General features: G+C 43.5%; 10 protein-coding genes, 2 tRNA genes and 2 rRNA genes. 12 read left to right on the plus strand and 2 right to left on the minus strand.

The window, feature by feature from the left end:
* Positions 1-15: 15 nt before the first annotated feature.
* Positions 16-375 (minus strand): hypothetical protein, encoded by a 360-nt coding sequence (locus tag NIS_RS03535; RefSeq protein WP_012082023.1) that lies wholly within the window; start codon positions 373-375, stop codon positions 16-18.
* Between the two features lie 2 nt (positions 376-377).
* Positions 378-2,180, minus strand: coding sequence for a glutamine--fructose-6-phosphate transaminase (isomerizing) (glmS, locus tag NIS_RS03540; protein WP_041354173.1), 1,803 nt, complete (start codon positions 2,178-2,180; stop codon positions 378-380).
* A gap of 75 nt (positions 2,181-2,255) precedes the next feature.
* Here glmS and mqnE point away from each other — a divergent pair, with 75 nt between their 5' ends.
* From mqnE to NIS_RS03600, 12 genes are all read left to right on the plus strand, one after another.
* A complete protein-coding gene (gene mqnE / locus NIS_RS03545) occupies positions 2,256-3,317 on the plus strand; it encodes an aminofutalosine synthase MqnE (RefSeq protein WP_012082025.1) in 1,062 nt (353 codons plus the stop codon).
* Positions 3,317-3,769, plus strand: coding sequence for a phosphoribosyltransferase (locus NIS_RS03550; protein WP_012082026.1), 453 nt, complete (start codon positions 3,317-3,319; stop codon positions 3,767-3,769). The genes mqnE and NIS_RS03550 overlap by 1 nt, the downstream gene beginning before the upstream one ends.
* Positions 3,750-4,319: an anthranilate synthase component II gene (locus NIS_RS03555; protein WP_012082027.1), complete on the plus strand. Its 570-nt coding sequence runs from the start codon at positions 3,750-3,752 to the stop codon at positions 4,317-4,319. Before NIS_RS03550 ends, NIS_RS03555 begins: the two co-directional genes overlap by 20 nt.
* Positions 4,319-5,482, plus strand: coding sequence for a hypothetical protein (locus NIS_RS03560; protein WP_012082028.1), 1,164 nt, complete (start codon positions 4,319-4,321; stop codon positions 5,480-5,482). The genes NIS_RS03555 and NIS_RS03560 overlap by 1 nt, the downstream gene beginning before the upstream one ends.
* Positions 5,483-5,601: 119 nt before the next feature.
* Positions 5,602-6,933 carry an ATP citrate lyase citrate-binding domain-containing protein gene (locus NIS_RS03565; RefSeq protein WP_012082029.1) on the plus strand — a complete coding sequence of 444 codons (1,332 nt, stop codon included), beginning with the start codon at positions 5,602-5,604 and terminating at the stop codon, positions 6,931-6,933.
* Between the two features lie 11 nt (positions 6,934-6,944).
* Complete coding sequence (locus tag NIS_RS03570) at positions 6,945-8,789, plus strand: citrate/2-methylcitrate synthase (RefSeq protein WP_012082030.1); 1,845 nt, start codon at positions 6,945-6,947, stop codon at positions 8,787-8,789.
* 32 nt (positions 8,790-8,821) lie between these two features.
* The gene (locus NIS_RS03575; protein ID WP_012082031.1) at positions 8,822-9,511 is read left to right on the plus strand and encodes a hypothetical protein; all 690 of its coding nucleotides are present in this window, start codon (positions 8,822-8,824) and stop codon (positions 9,509-9,511) included.
* A 57-nt stretch (positions 9,512-9,568) separates the two neighbouring features.
* Entirely contained in the window at positions 9,569-10,627 is a 1,059-nt protein-coding gene (locus NIS_RS03580) for an integrase core domain-containing protein (RefSeq protein ID WP_012082032.1), read from the plus strand.
* Positions 10,628-10,910: 283 nt separating this feature from the next.
* Positions 10,911-12,453: ribosomal RNA gene (locus NIS_RS03585) — 16S ribosomal RNA — on the plus strand.
* Positions 12,454-12,624: 171 nt separating this feature from the next.
* A tRNA-Ile gene (locus NIS_RS03590) sits at positions 12,625-12,701 on the plus strand.
* Positions 12,702-12,793: 92 nt separating this feature from the next.
* Positions 12,794-12,869 (plus strand) — tRNA-Ala (locus NIS_RS03595).
* Between the two features lie 173 nt (positions 12,870-13,042).
* Positions 13,043-15,950, plus strand: a 23S ribosomal RNA gene (locus tag NIS_RS03600).
* The 16S and 23S rRNA genes sit together here with 2 tRNA genes alongside, the layout of an rRNA operon.
* Positions 15,951-16,062: the final 112 nt, after the last annotated feature.

A 16,062-nucleotide genomic window follows, 5' to 3' on the forward strand; every position in this document is an offset into this window, starting at 1 on the left:
ATTATCGGAAAAAATTTATGCCTTTTTATTAACGAGTCCCTCTTTTTGGGTTGTCAACTCACCATTGGGGGTATACTGTTTTGCTTCATCGCTAAATATTGCTTCAAATACGGAATCGATGAAGTTGAGATTGTTTTTGGCAAGTTCTATATTTCGTTCATTGAGCAGTTTGATTTTTTCTAACTCCTTTTTGTATCGAAAAATATCTTCTTCCTCGTATAATGAAAGTTTAGAAAGCACACTCTTTTTTTGCTCGATAATCTCTTCTAGTTGATTACTCACTTCATGATTCTTGATGGAAACAATAAGTAATTCCTTTTCTTGTTCCAGGAGCTGTATGATTTCTTGAAGAATAGTTTGGATCTCTTTGTTCATTTTTATTCCACAGTTACAGATTTGGCCAGGTTACGCGGCATATCCACATCATTTCCGAGACGAATAGCTATCTCCATCGCTAACAGTTGCAGTACAACAGCCATCTCATAATATTCTAGCATAAAATGGTTCCAATCATTGATTTTTATAAAATCGTCTGCAAGATCAAACTCTTGCGAAGAAATGGCACAAATTGTTGCATCTCTTGCACTCAATTCTTCCACATTGTTTTTTGTTTTCTCGTAGAGTTTATTTTTTGACATTAGTGCGATTGTGAAAAGTTCCGGATCGGCTAGTGCTATGGGACCGTGTTTCATCTCTCCAGCTGGATAGCCTTCTGCATGAAGATAGCTGATCTCTTTGAGTTTGAGGGCACCTTCGAGTGCCAACGGATAGAAGATATCTCTACCGATATAGAAAAATCCGTGTCCATGCAGATATCTTTTGGAAAGCCTTTTGATACGTTCATGCATCTCTTGACGAACCTTGAGTGCTTTAGGAGTCGTACTCATGGCATGAATCTCCTCTTCAATCTCTTTTGGTGCCAGGGATGAATTTTGCTGAGCAAGGTAGACAGATAGCATCCATAAAACCATAAGTTGCGTTGTAAAAGCTTTCGTGCTTGCTACCCCTTTTTCGATCCCGGCTCTGGTGAGAATGGACCTGTCCGCAAGCCTCACGATGGAAGAGTTGTCCACATTGCATATAGCAAGTGTTTTCAGTCCTGCATCTTTTGCCATTTTCAAAGCTTCCAATGTATCGGCAGTTTCACCACTTTGGCTGATAACGACAAAAAGCGTCTCTTTTTGTAAGACCGGTTTTTTGTACCGAAATTCACTGGCGATTTCCGTTCGAACGGGAATTTTTGCCAACTGTTCGATAAGATAACTACCACTCAGTCCCGCATGGAAACTTGTTCCACAAGCACATATCGTGATATTGGATATATTGTGTAAAAATTCGTGATCCAGTTCATCAAAATCGATGCCATCATCACAGATGCGGCCCATCATCGTTTCAGTGATAACGTCACTTTGTTCATAGATCTCTTTTTCCATAAAAAATCGAAACCCTCCTTTTTGGGCGAGCTCTTTATTGATGGAGAGTTTTTGGAATTTTGGAGGTATTGGTGTATTGCCTTTGAAAAGTTCGATATTTCCAGCTTTTGCAACGCCCCACTCACCATCCTCTAAATAGTGTACCTCTTTGGCATGGCCGATCAGTGGAGCATCACTTGAGGCAAAATAGATCTCGCTACCATCTCGGCCAACGATTAACGGGGATCCTTTTTTCGCGAAAAAGATTTTGTAGGGTTCGGCTTTTGTTATGAGTAGAATGGCATAGGCCCCTTCGAGCCTTTCAATCGTTTTATGAAAAGCTTCTTGTGGATTTTCATATTTTTTAAGATACTCTTCAAAAAGATGAACGATCGTTTCTGTATCTGTTTGACTGACAAAATCTCTCTCTTTTAGCTCCTCTTTAATCTCTTTGAAGTTTTCGATGATTCCATTATGAACGACATAGCTATATTCACCCATATGGGGATGGGCATTGAGTTCCGTTGGCTTTCCATGTGTTGCCCATCTGGTATGGCCGATACCGACGCCAAACCCTTGAGGTTCATACTCTTTTGTCTTTTCTTGCAAGTTATCAAGTTTTCCAACAGCTTTGAAAATATGCAGATCATCATCTTGCATTATGGCGATTCCAGCACTGTCGTATCCGCGATATTCAAGCTCTTTGAGCCCTTCTAAAAGAATTGTTTTGATATTTTTAGAACCGATGTAGCCAACTATTCCGCACACACTTCTCTCCAAGATCTTTTTTGTTATTGTAGCAATTCTTTGTGTATAATTCTTCAAAACCATTTGAGGGCAGCTATGGAATTGATCGAAAAACTCGAAAACGATGCGAGACTGGATTTTGAGGATGGAGTGAAACTATATGATCTGAATCTTTTTATATTGGCAAAATATGCCGATCGAAAACGAAAGAGCTTGTATGGCAAGAAGAGTTTTTTCAATATCAATCGCCACATCAATCCCACAAATATCTGTAAAGACATCTGTAAATTCTGTGCATTCAGTGCAAATAGGAAAAATCCAAATCCCTATACATTGAGTCATGATGAAATACTTGCAATCGTTGAAGAAGCTTCCCAAAGAGGAATCAAAGAGGTTCATATCGTCTCGGCGCATAACAATCAAGTAGGTTTGGATTGGTATCTTGGTATTTTCAAGAAAATCAAAGAGCAGTTTCCTCATATCCATATCAAAGCTTTAACGGCAGCTGAGGTGAACTTTTTGGCAAAAGAGCATAGTTTGAGCTTTGAAGAGATGATAGGGCTCATGATAGAAAATGGAGTTGATAGTATGCCGGGAGGGGGAGCGGAAATATTCGATGAAGAGGTGCGAGAGTATATCTGTAAAGGGAAAGTGAGCAGTGATGAGTGGCTCGAAATCCACAGACTTTGGCACCAAAAGGGGAGAAAAAGTAACGCTACGATGCTCTTTGGACATGTGGAAAACAGAGCGCATAGAATCGATCATATGCTCAGACTTCGAAATCTCCAGGATGAAACAGGGGGATTTAACTGTTTCATTCCTCTTGTCTATCAAAAAGAGAATAACTATCTGAAAGTTGAAAACTTTGTAACCGGTCAAGAGTATCTAAAAACCATAGCCATCGCACGACTGATACTCGATAACATTCCTCATATCAAAGCCTATTGGGCGACCTCGACCCTAAACCTTGCATTGGTTGCACAAGAGTATGGAGCGGATGATTTGGATGGAACGATCGAAAAAGAGGCGATTCAGAGTGCTGCTGGTGCACCGAGTCGAAATGGTGTGCCTCTTGAAGAGTTTGTTCATTTGATCAAAGATAGTGGGTTCATTCCTGTGGAACGAGATAGCCTCTATAAGGAATTGAAAGTCTGGTAATGCGATACTATTCTTGTGAAGAATTGATCAAAGATGCAAAGATCCTTTGTCAAAGAATCGATGAGCCTTTCGATGCGATACTTGCCGTAGCGAGAGGAGGATTGACGTTAGCTCATCTACTGGCGGAGTGCTTGGAAATTCGAGATGTCTTTGCGGTAACCTCGAAAGGATACGAAAAGGATCAAAAACTCTCTTGCATACAACTTGGTGATATGCCGAATTTACAAAATAGACAAAATATTTTGATAGTTGATGATATAATTGACACAGGCGATACGATATCGCACCTTTTAGCAACACTCAAAAAGTGTTATCCACAGAAAAATTTTAAAATAGTTTCACTTTTTTTTAAAAAGGATGCTTCGATTCAACCAGACTTTACTGTACATGAAGCAAAAGAGTGGATAGATTTTTTTTGGACAAGGGATATGCATGATCTTAATGATAGATAACTATGATAGCTTTACATACAATGTTGTGCAATACTGTCTAGAGCTTGGAGCCAATCTCAAAGTGATACGCAATGATGAGTTAAGTATCGAAGAGATTGAAAAACTCAATCCAGAAAAGATTATCATATCTCCTGGACCTGCTACACCCAATGAAGCAGGAGTGAGTTTGGATGTAGTGAAAAGATTTCAGGATAGAAAACCTATTTTTGGCATTTGCCTTGGCCATCAGACTATCGCTCAAGCATTTGGCGGTGAAATTATTCAAGCAAAAAATATGATGCACGGGAAAACATCCCAAATCGACGTTGTAAAGTCGACTCCTATTTTCAAAGAGTTACCTCAAAAGTTTCGAGCGACACGGTATCACTCTCTTGTGGTCAATCAAGAGAATCTTCCAAAAATTATCAAGCCTACAGCATACAGCGATGATGACAAAGAGATAATGGCACTGGAAGTGGAAGGCAAACCAATCTATGGAGTACAGTTCCATCCCGAATCGATCATGAGCGAACATGGATATGAAATTCTTGATAATTTTTTAAAACTTTAATGGCACTCTATCTTTTCATTTATGCTCTTCTCTTGATTTTAGGTGCATCCACTCTTGGCATAGGACCCCAAGAAGCTGAGTATATCTATGCGACCCACCACTGGCTGCATTACATCGTTGCTCCTTTTGTTTCGAAAAATCCCAACGAACTAATTGTTCGATTGCCCATTATTTTTATTTCATTGCTGAACGTGGCTTTTTACGCAAAGATAGCCACTTATTATCTGAAAAGGAAAGAAGATAGATTTTTGGCTCTTTTTATCTATTCTATGTTGCCAGGCGTGATCGCTACATCGGTCTTGATCAATAAAGCACCATTTATTATTTTTTGTACATTGATTGTTATCTATATATACCATAACCATGACAGATGGCTTCCATATTTTTCAACTGTTTTGCTCTTTTTTGATCAATCTTTTGCAATTTTATTTTTATCTATATCAATGTTTTATTGGTATAAAAAAGAGAAAATTGCGCTCTATTATTTCCTCCTTTTTATCATTTCGTTATGGATATACGGTTTCGATATTGGAGGAAAACCAAAAAACTACTTTTTGGATACAATTGCGGTTTTGGCAGCTATTTTCTCGCCATTGGTCTTTTTGTACTATTTTTATACCATCTATCGAATCCTAATCAAAGAGAAGAAAAATATCCTTTGGTTTTTGAGTGGCGTCAGTTTTTTGTTCGCTCTTTTCCTCTCCTTTAGACAAAGAATAGATTTGATCAATTTTGCTCCATTTATGGTTGTGGGTGCTGTATTGATGGTGCAAACATTTTATGCAAGTTACAGGATTCGACTTGAAAAGTTTAGGGTGCGATTGAAAGCCGCTTTTCTTATAGTGATTTTGAGCATGTTTATCAATGATTTTTTTCTTCTTTTCAATCAAACTCTTTTTTTATTTGAAGAACCAAAACACCATTTTGCCTATAAATACTATTTTGCAAAAAGTTTGGCTAGAACTTTATACCAACAAAATATTTCATGTATCGATGTGAAAGATGAAGATTTACAATTACAGCTTCGTTTTTATGGGATAGCGTTTTGTGATCAATATCAATTAAACCTATCGTCTTTGGGAACTGCTATTGACTTGAAATTTCCTTTTGGGAAAAAGGAGAGAGTGTTCGTTACAAATAGTTACAAAAAAAATGTTGAGTGAATATGAATGTAACGAAATTTAACAACTTCCATAATTAGATTATGTTTTGCTTCTTTTATGTTTTTCAAAACTTTGTTTAATGTTACAATATCAAATATCATATTTTCTAAGGAGTAGGAATGGCTCAAAGAGCGATACGCGAATATGACGGCAAAAAACTTTTTGCCCAAAACTGGGATAAATATTTTAAAGGTCTGAAGTATCCTTTCGAAAGTGTACTCGTAACCAGTGGAGACGAGCTTAAGAAAAAAGCTGAAGAACCTGGATATGAATGGCTCAAAACCAAACCTCTTGTTGCAAAACCAGATATGCTTTTTGGAAAACGAGGAAAAAACAATCTTGTTCTTTTTAAAGTGAACAAACCTGGTGATGTGACACTTGAAGATGCCGCAAAATGGATCGATGAGAAAAGAAATCAAGAAACTACACTTTTGAGTGGACAAAAGGGAGTATTGACCCATTTCATTGTCGAACCTTTTACTCCGCACAGTGAAGATGAAGAGTACTACATCGCTGCAACAACTCTAGATGAAAACTATGATGTGCTTTACATGAGTGCTCATGGTGGTATGGAAGTAGAAGAAAACTGGGACAAAGTCACAGAAGTAAAAATTCCTATTAACGCAAGTGATGAAGAGATTGAAAAACTCATAAAAGAGAATATTCCAGCTGATATTCCAGAGGATAAAAAAGAGGTATATGCCAATTTTGCAGTAAATTTCTATAAATTTTTCAGAGACCTTAACTTTGCATATCTTGAAATCAACCCAGTTGTCATTGTTGGAGACAACGTATATCTCCTTGACCTTGTTGCAAGACTTGACGATACGGCAGGATTTTTGATGAAAGATGTTTGGGGTGATATTGAATTCCCAACACCGTTTGGAATGCCAGAAAAGAGTCCAGAGGAAAAAGCTATTGCAGAAGCAGATGCTAAAAGTGGCGCTTCTTTGAAACTTACAATACTCAATCCAGAAGGAAGAATCTGGACTCTGGTTGCTGGTGGTGGTGCTTCTGTTGTGTATGCAGATACGATTGCCGATTTAGCTGGAGGTGTTTCCGAGCTTGCCAACTATGGAGAATATTCTGGTGGTCCTACAACAGATGAGACACGATTTTATACAGAAACTGTTCTTGATCTTATGACTCGCCAAAAAGACCCGAAAGGAAGGGATAAGATCTTGATTATCGGTGGCGCGATTGCAAACTTTACAGATGTTGCAAAAACATTTACAGGAATTATCCAGGCTTTTGAAAAATATGCAGATAAGATGAAAGATGTAGGTGTGAGAATCTATGTACGACGGGGTGGTCCAAACTATGAAAAAGGACTAAAAGATATTAAAGAAGCAGCTGACAAACTCGGACTTCCTATCAAAGTTTTCGGACCAGAAACACATATTACCGATATTGTACGAATGGCAGTAGAAGAAGATAAAGCAAAAGCATAAGGAGAGAATGAATGGGACTTTTTACACGAGACACACAAGCGATTTTTTGGAATAACAACAGAAGCGCTATTCAGCGAATGCTTGATTATGATTATGTAATTAAACGAGAAAAACCATCTGTTGCAGCAATCGTTGCACCAACAAGTTCAAATAAATTTGATAAATTTTTCTTTGGAACCGATGAAGTTATGATTCCGATCTATAGAAGCACGGAAGAGGCAGCTGCAGCACATCCAAATGCAGATGTTCTTTTGAACTTTGCCTCATTTCGAACGGCATACGACGTAACGATGGATGCTCTTCGGTTTGATCAATTTAAAACCATTATGATCACTGCAGAAGGTATTCCTGAACGACTTGCTCGGATCATGAATAAAACAGCAAGAGAGCAAGGCGTTTTGATTATCGGGCCAGCTACTGTTGGTGCGATCACCCCTGGAGCATTCAAAGTTGCAAATATTGGTGGTACGATTGAAAACATTGTAAAAAGTAAACTGCATCGACCAGGAAGTTGTGGTCTAGTTACTCGAAGTGGAGGATTATTTAACGAACTTTGTAACATTATCGCGCTCAATGCAGATGGTGTAGCGGATGGTGTAGCGATCGGTGGGGATAGATTTGTTGGATCTGTTTTTATCGACCATTTGCTACGAATGGAAAAAGATCCAAATGTTAAATATATGCTTTTGCTTGGTGAAGTTGGCGGGCGAGAAGAGTATAAAGTGATCGAAGCAGTCAAAAGCGGAAAGATCACAAAACCTGTTATTGGCTGGTGTATCGGAACGATTGCACAACATTTTAGTACTGGAGTACAGTTTGGTCACGCGGGTGCTAGTGCAAACGCAGATGAAGAGACAGCAGTTGCGAAAAACCAGGCAATGAGAGAAGCTGGTATCCACGTACCTGATAGTTTCAACGATCTTCCTCATGTCATTAAAGGGGTTTATGAAGAGCTAAAAGGAAAAGGCATTATCAAAGATATAGAAGAGCCGGAAGTTCCACAAATTCCAGAAGATTATGCGAAAGCGTTAAAAGCTGGAAAGATCAGAAAGCCGAAAAACTTCATCTGTACAATTAGTGACGATAGAGGGGAAGAAGCGACATATGCAGGATATCCAATCAGCAGTGTAGCAACTCCTGATACCGGAAAAACGATCGGTGATGTTATCAGCCTTCTATGGTTTAAAAAGGTATATCCACGATGGGCAGTCGATTTTATCGAAACAGTTATTAAAACCGTTGCAGACCATGGTCCGGCGGTAAGTGGTGCACACAATGCAAAAGTAACGGCTCGAGCTGGAAAGTCTGTCGTTGAGAGTCTTGTAACGGGACTTCTTACTATCGGTCCAAGATTCGGTGGAGCAATCGATGGTGCAGCGTATTACTTCAAATATGCACACGACAACAACATGAGTCCAGCCGAATTTATCAACTATATGAAAAAACAAGGTATTCCAATTCCTGGAATTGGTCACAGAATCAAATCTGTACGAAACCCAGATAAGCGAGTAGAGGGTCTTAAAAAGTTTGCTGCAGAGCATTTTCCAAAAACATCATTGCTCGATTATGCATTGGAAGTTGAAAAACTCACTACTTCTAAAAAAGATAATCTAATCTTGAACGTGGATGGGACTATCGGTATCTTGATGGTAGATATGTGGAGAGCATTGGGATACACCGAAGAAGAGATCGATGAGTTTATCAGTAGTGGTACACTCAACTCTTTCTTTATCCTTGGCAGAACCATAGGATTTATCGGGCACATCTTGGATGAAAAACGACTCGGTATGCCAATGTATCGTCATCCGTTTGATGATATTTTGTATGATGTCCAAAAAGCTGAAGAGATTAAATAATATTCATGCGGCTTTGCCGCATGAGATGTTTTATGTATAAATATAAAAATTCTTTTACTGTATATGAAGTAATTCTTGTTATTGTTATCATAGCCGTATTGGCTTTGTTTATTGCTCCAAGATTTCATAAAAATCCTCAACTTCTCCTTGCAAACCAGCTTCTTGATCATATTCGCTATACACAGCACCTAGCTATGATTGATGATAAATTTGATCCAAACAATAATGAGTGGTATAAAGAGAGGTGGCAGATTCGCTTCTTCAAGAAAAAGTATGCGAGTCGTGATCTTCAAACATCCAAATTTGCATACGCGATATTTAGCGATAAAGATGTTGGGAGTGGATATGATGGCAATCCGAATGCAACGACTGGAGAAGTGGCAGTAGATCCCATAACACATAAACTTATCAGTGGTGGATTCACTATCTACTATGATGATCCGAAAACATACAAAAAGGCTGCTATTGGGGAGGAGTATGGTGTAGTCGATGTAAAATTCTTTGGCGGGTGTTCTGGCAAAAGAATATCTTTCGATGCATTGGGACGACCATATAAAGGCTCTGTTGCTACGATGAGTGAAGCATATCAAAAAAATAGACTTATTCATTCCGAATGTAAAATTAGAGTCTGTTTCGATGACAAAGATACGTGTCGAAGATATTTCATTATCGCTATACAGCCAGAAACTGGTTTTTCATACATTAAAAAAATTATTGATTGATTTCCTACCCCTGCATAAGTTCATTCATATATGGCACTCTTCAAAAGGAAGAGAGGAGTGCAAATCAGATACACATTTCCAGGGCTCAAAGGGTATAAAAGATTAAAGCAAATCTATTACAATAGCCTCATGATAAGTGAAGAGGCAAAAAGAAGAAAAAAGATACTGGAGTTTTGGCAAAAATATGGATTGGAAGCTACAATAGAGGCTTTTGGAGTAAGCAGAAGAACGCTTTATCGCTGGAAAAAGCGTTTCAATGATGCAAATGGAGATATCAAAGCCTTAAACCCAAAATCACGTAAACCAAAAAAAGTAAGAGAGTCAAAAGTACCACTAGAAGTTATAAAAGAGATAAAACGATTAAGAGAAAAATATCCCAACATCGGTAAAGCAAAACTCTACCATCTACTGAAACCCTTTTGTGAAGCAAAAGGAGTGAAAACTCCTTCAGAATCAACAATAGGAAGAATTATCGCAAAAGCACCAGATACAATGAGACTCGTTCCCTATCGCATCGATACAAAAGGAAAAGTTCAACCAAAAAAGAGAGTTCAAAAAAGTCGCAAACCCAAAAACCTTAAAACTAAACCATTTGAACTCTGGGCAGTAGATACCATCCAAATAGTCTCAAACGGTATAAAACGATATATCCTTACCATGATAGACCCACTCACACGTATTGCATTCGCAGTGGCAATTCCATCCAAAAGAGCAAAACATACTGCATACGCCTTGGAAGCTCTCATCGATGGAATAACATCTATCAAACATAAACGTAAACTCGCAATTCTTTCTGATAATGGCAGTGAGTTCAAAAAAGAGTTTGACGCTCTGCTTGAACAAAAAGGTCTCACACATTATTGGACATATCCTAAAAGTCCTAAAATGAATGCACACAATGAGAGATTTAACAGAACCATCCAAGAACAGTTTATTCAATACTATGAAGATGTACTCTTTACAGACTTACAAGAATTCAATAAAAAATTAGCAAAATGGCTTATCGATTACAATACCAAAATACCACACCATTCACTTAATCTCAAATCTCCGGTACAATTCCTCCCTGAAAATCATTATGAGTGCCATATGTATTGGACTTATACAACCCCTTGACAAGAGCGCAGAAACTTCATATAATTTCGGCCTCAATCACGGAAGAGTGGGCGAGTGGTTCACGGGAGAGTGGTTGAGGGTTCTTTAGCCCCCTTGACAGGCCGGAGAGATTTTGGCATAATTTCAGTCCTCGAAACACGGGGAGCGAGGGAAAGAGTTCAAATAGCTCATCTTGAGTGAAGATGGGTTAGAGAGTTCTTTAGGGAATTTGATCTTTGACAACTAGACAGAATGAAGAGTCCTTTGAGTTTTAAATAAGGATTTGGAACTTCATAAAGATATTTTTATGGAGAGTTTGATCCTGGCTCAGAGTGAACGCTGGCGGCGTGCCTAACACATGCAAGTCGAGCGAGAACGGCTCAATGATCCCTTCGGGGAGATTTGAGTGTCAGCTAAGCGGCGCACGGGTGAGTAACACGTAGCTAACCTGCCCCATAGCGGGGGATAACAGCCCGAAAGGGCTGCTAATACCCTATACTCCTTCTTGGCACAAGTCAGGTTGTGGAAAGCGTTATGTAGCGCTATGGGATGGGGCTGCGGCCTATCAGCTAGTTGGTGGGGTAACGGCCTACCAAGGCAATGACGGGTAGCTGGTCTGAGAGGATGATCAGCCACACTGGAACTGAGACACGGTCCAGACTCCTACGGGAGGCAGCAGTGGGGAATATTGCGCAATGGGGGCAACCCTGACGCAGCAACGCCGCGTGGAGGATGACGCCCTTCGGGGTGTAAACTCCTTTTGCAGGGGAAGATAATGACGGTACCCTGCGAATAAGCACCGGCTAACTCCGTGCCAGCAGCCGCGGTAATACGGAGGGTGCAAGCGTTACTCGGAATCACTGGGCGTAAAGGGCGCGTAGGCGGCTTGGTAAGTTGGATGTGAAAGCCCACGGCTCAACCGTGGAACTGCGTCCAAAACTGCCAGGCTAGAGTCCGGGAGAGGCAGATGGAATTGGTGGTGTAGGGGTAAAATCCGTAGAGATCACCAGGAATACCCATTGCGAAGGCGATCTGCTGGAACGGTACTGACGCTGAGGCGCGAAAGCGTGGGGAGCAAACAGGATTAGATACCCTGGTAGTCCACGCCCTAAACGATGGATGCTAGTCGTTGTGGTGCTAGTCACTGCAGTGATGCAGCTAACGCATTAAGCATCCCGCCTGGGGAGTACGGCCGCAAGGCTAAAACTCAAAGGAATAGACGGGGACCCGCACAAGCGGTGGAGCATGTGGTTTAATTCGAAGATACGCGAAGAACCTTACCTGGGCTTGACATCCCGAGAACCCTCTAGAGATAGAGGGGTGCCTCCTTTTGGAGGAACTCGGTGACAGGTGCTGCACGGCTGTCGTCAGCTCGTGTCGTGAGATGTTGGGTTAAGTCCCGCAACGAGCGCAACCCTCGTCCTTAGTTGCCAGCACTTAGGGTGGGCACTCTAAGGAGACTGCCCGGGTAACCGGGAGGAAGGTGAGGATGACGTCAAGTCATCATGGCCCTTATGCCCAGGGCGACACACGTGCTACAATGGCGCGTACAGAGAGATGCGATACTGCGAGGTGGAGCAAATCTCTAAAGCGCGTCCCAGTTCGGATTGCAGTCTGCAACTCGACTGCATGAAGTCGGAATCGCTAGTAATCGCGGATCAGCCATGCCGCGGTGAATACGTTCCCGGGTCTTGTACTCACCGCCCGTCACACCATGGGAGTTGAGCTCACCCGAAGCCGGGGGACCGACCCGTAAGGGAGGACCCTCGTCGACGGTGGGCTCAGCGACTGGGGTGAAGTCGTAACAAGGTAACCGTAGGAGAACCTGCGGTTGGATCACCTCCTTTCTAGAGTGATGATCCAAAGATTCATTTCTTTGGATGGAAGCCAGTGAGTCTCACACTCATTGGCTTAGGGGGCTCTTCATTTCTGTCTAGTTGTGAGAGATCGGGAGTTCTTTGAAAGAGAAGGTGGAGAGAAGAGCTAAGGAGCCCTTATCAGGGGCGAGCTTTAATAATGGGCCTGTAGCTCAGGTGGTTAGAGCGCACCCCTGATAAGGGTGAGGTCAGAGGTTCAAGTCCTCTCAGGCCCACCAGTTTAGTTGAATCTTGCCTAGATTTTCCAGCTCACGTACTCAGTTGTACGCTACGCTGAAAAATCTAAACAATTTACAACTAAACACAAGATGGGGTCTTAGCTCAGCTGGGAGAGCGCCTGCCTTGCACGCAGGAGGTCACCGGTTCGATCCCGGTAGACTCCACCAGATTTGGGTGAAGTTTAAAATAAGCTCTAAAGGTATTTAGGGTTTATTTTAGACTTTAAGTCTAAGAGATATTTGACAACTCATTGTTCGTAGTAAAAGAGGTAAATACAATAGGCAAGCTGTTTTACTTGACTGAGGTAGTTGAGTAAGGCGGCGGTGCGCTTTAGAAGTAGGTGTAAGCTACAAAGGGCGTACGGTGGATGCCTAGGGTGATGGAGGCGATGAAGGACGTGCTAGGCTGCGAAAAGCCTCGGGGAGCTGCCAAGAAGCGTTGATCCGGGGATTTCCGAATGGGGCAACCCGGCCAGTGGAGACACTGGTCACCGGCTTATGCCGGGGCGAACCTGGGGAAGTGAAACATCTCAGTACCCAGAGGAAAAGAAATCAACCGAGATTCTCCTAGTAGCGGCGAGCGAACGGGGAGTAGCCCGTCTCTGTGTAGCCTACATTATAGCTGAAGTGTCTGGAAAGGCACACCATAGAGGGTGACAGTCCCGTAGGCGAAATAGTGTAGGTGGGACTAGGCAGAGACCTTGCGAGTAGGTCGGGACACGTGTTATCCTGACTGAAGACGGGGGGACCACCCTCCAAGGCTAAATACTACCATCACACCGATAGTGCACAAGTACCGTGAGGGAAAGGTGAAAAGAACCCCAGTGAGGGGAGTGAAATAGAACCTGAAACCGTATGCCTACAATCATTCGGAGCCCTATGTTCTTCGGAACAGGGTGACGGACTGCCTTTTGCATAATGAGCCTGCGAGTTGTGGTCAGTGGCGAGGTTAAGCACACGCGAAGCCGTAGCGAAAGCGAGTCTGAACAGGGCGCAATAGTCACTGGCTGCAGACCCGAAGCCGGGTGATCTATCCATGGCCAGGCTGAAGTGGGGGTAAGACCCCATGGAGGGCCGAACCAGTGGAGGTTGAAAACTCCTTGGATGAGCTGTGGATAGGGGTGAAAGGCCAAACAAACTCGGTGATAGCTGGTTCTCTGCGAAATATATTTAGGTATAGCCTCAGGACGTAGCACTAGGGGGTAGAGCACTGATAGGGCTAGGGCCCCACACAGGGGTACCAAACCCTGTCAAACTCCGAATACCTAGTGTGGAATCCTGGGAGTCAGGCGTAGGGTGATAAAATCCTATGTCGAGAGGGGAACAACCCAGACTGCCGACTAAGGTCCCAAAGTTGTGACTAAGTGGAAAACGATGTGGGGCTGCTTAGACAACCAGGAGGTTGGCTTAGAAGCAGCCATCCTTTAAAGAAAGCGTAACAGCTCACTGGTCTAGCGGCCCTGCGCGGAAAATATAACGGGGCTAAGTCACACACCGAAGTCGCAGGTGCATACTGGTGTATGCGCGGTAGCAGAGCGTTCCAGTCAGCGATGAAGCTGTACCGGTGAGGAGCAGTGGAGCGGCTGGAAGTGAGCATGCAGGCATGAGTAGCGATAAAAGTGGTGAGAATCCACTTCGCCGAAAGCCCAAGGTTTCCTACGCGATGCTCGTCAACGTAGGGTTAGTCGGGTCCTAAGCCGAGTCCGAGAGGGGTAGGCGATGGGAAATCGGTTAATATTCCGATACCTACTTACTACAAGGCGAAGGAGGGACGCTTAGGGCTAGCCGGGGTCACTGATGGAATAGTGGCTCGAAGGGTGTAGGCTGCTGGGTAGGCAAATCCGCCCAGCGATAGGCCGAGACCTGACAGGCCCCCAAAGCCCTTCGGGGCGGCGGGGGAACCGGTGATGCCGTCGAGCCGAGAAAAGCTTCTAAGCCGTTCGAGTAGTAAGTAGCCCGTACCGTAAACCGACACAGGTGGGCGGGATGAGTATTCTAAGGCGCGCGGAAGAACCCTGGTCAAGGAACTCTGCAAACTGGCACCGTATCTTCGGTATAAGGTGTGCCCGTAGTAGGTGAAGGCCCTTAGCGGCTGGAGCCGAGGCGGGTCGCAGCGAAGCGCTCCATCCGACTGTTTATCAAAAACACAGCACTATGCTAACTCGTAAGAGGATGTATATGGTGTGACGCCTGCCCGGTGCCGGAAGGTTAAGGGGATCGGTTAGCCCTTATGGGCGAAGCCGTGAACCGAAGCCCCGGTAAACGGCGGCCGTAACTATAACGGTCCTAAGGTAGCGAAATTCCTTGTCGGTTAAATACCGACCTGCATGAATGGCGTAACGAGATGGGGGCTGTCTCGACCAGGGATCCGGTGAAATTGTAGTGGAGGTGAAAATTCCTCCTACCCGCGGAAAGACGGAAAGACCCCGTGGACCTTTACTACAGCTTGGTACTGCCATCGGGATGGGGATGTGCAGGATAGGTGGGAGGCTGAGAAGCCCGGGCGCCAGCTCGGGTGGAGCCGTCCTTGAGATACCACCCTTCCTCATTCTGGTGGCTAACTCGCGTGTGTTATCCACACGGAGGACAATGCCTGGCGGGTAGTTTGACTGGGGCGGTCGCCTCCTAAAGAGTAACGGAGGCTTACAAAGGTTGGCTCAAAGCGGTTGGAAATCGCTTGGAGAGTATAAAGGCATAAGCCAGCCTGACTGCGAGAGAGACAACTCGAGCAGAGACGAAAGTCGGTCTTAGTGATCCGGTGGTTCTGAGTGGAAGGGCCATCGCTCAAAGGATAAAAGGTACCCCGGGGATAACAGGCTGATCTCCCCCAAGAGCTCACATCGACGGGGAGGTTTGGCACCTCGATGTCGGCTCATCGCATCCTGGGGCTGGAGCAGGTCCCAAGGGTATGGCTGTTCGCCATTTAAAGCGGTACGCGAGCTGGGTTCAGAACGTCGTGAGACAGTTCGGTCCCTATCTTCCGTGGGCGTAGGAAGGCTGAGGAGAGCTGACCCTAGTACGAGAGGACCGGGTTGGACGTGCCACTGGTGTACCAGTTGTCCTGCCAAGGGCACCGCTGGGTAGCTATGCACGGAACGGATAACCGCTGAAGGCATCTAAGCGGGAAGCCGACTCCAAGATGAGCCTTCCCTGAAGGACGGTGGAAGACTACCACCTTGATAGGCTGGGTGTGTAAGCGCAGCAATGCGTTTAGCTGACCAGTACTAATAGTCCGTTTGGCTTACACGTTTTATATGCACCGCCGCCTTACTGAGCTACCACTCTTTTGCTGCGAACAATGAGTGTTCTTTCAAACGATACTTGTCAAGCGACAAGAGAATTAAGTCTTTTACAAACAAAA

Origin of the sequence: Nitratiruptor sp. SB155-2 (genome assembly GCF_000010325.1) — a bacterium.
Taxonomy (GTDB): domain Bacteria; phylum Campylobacterota; class Campylobacteria; order Campylobacterales; family Nitratiruptoraceae; genus Nitratiruptor.

Coding starts and splice junctions, on each gene's coding strand:
- NIS_RS03535 (WP_012082023.1), bottom strand. CDS start 375: ATGAACAAAGAGATCCAAACTATTCTTCAAGAAATCATACAGCTCCTG.
- mqnE (WP_012082025.1), top strand. CDS start 2,256: ATGGAATTGATCGAAAAACTCGAAAACGATGCGAGACTGGATTTTGAG.
- NIS_RS03550 (WP_012082026.1), top strand. CDS start 3,317: ATGCGATACTATTCTTGTGAAGAATTGATCAAAGATGCAAAGATCCTT.
- NIS_RS03555 (WP_012082027.1), top strand. CDS start 3,750: ATGATCTTAATGATAGATAACTATGATAGCTTTACATACAATGTTGTG.
- NIS_RS03560 (WP_012082028.1), top strand. CDS start 4,319: ATGGCACTCTATCTTTTCATTTATGCTCTTCTCTTGATTTTAGGTGCA.
- NIS_RS03565 (WP_012082029.1), top strand. CDS start 5,602: ATGGCTCAAAGAGCGATACGCGAATATGACGGCAAAAAACTTTTTGCC.
- NIS_RS03570 (WP_012082030.1), top strand. CDS start 6,945: ATGGGACTTTTTACACGAGACACACAAGCGATTTTTTGGAATAACAAC.
- NIS_RS03575 (WP_012082031.1), top strand. CDS start 8,822: ATGTATAAATATAAAAATTCTTTTACTGTATATGAAGTAATTCTTGTT.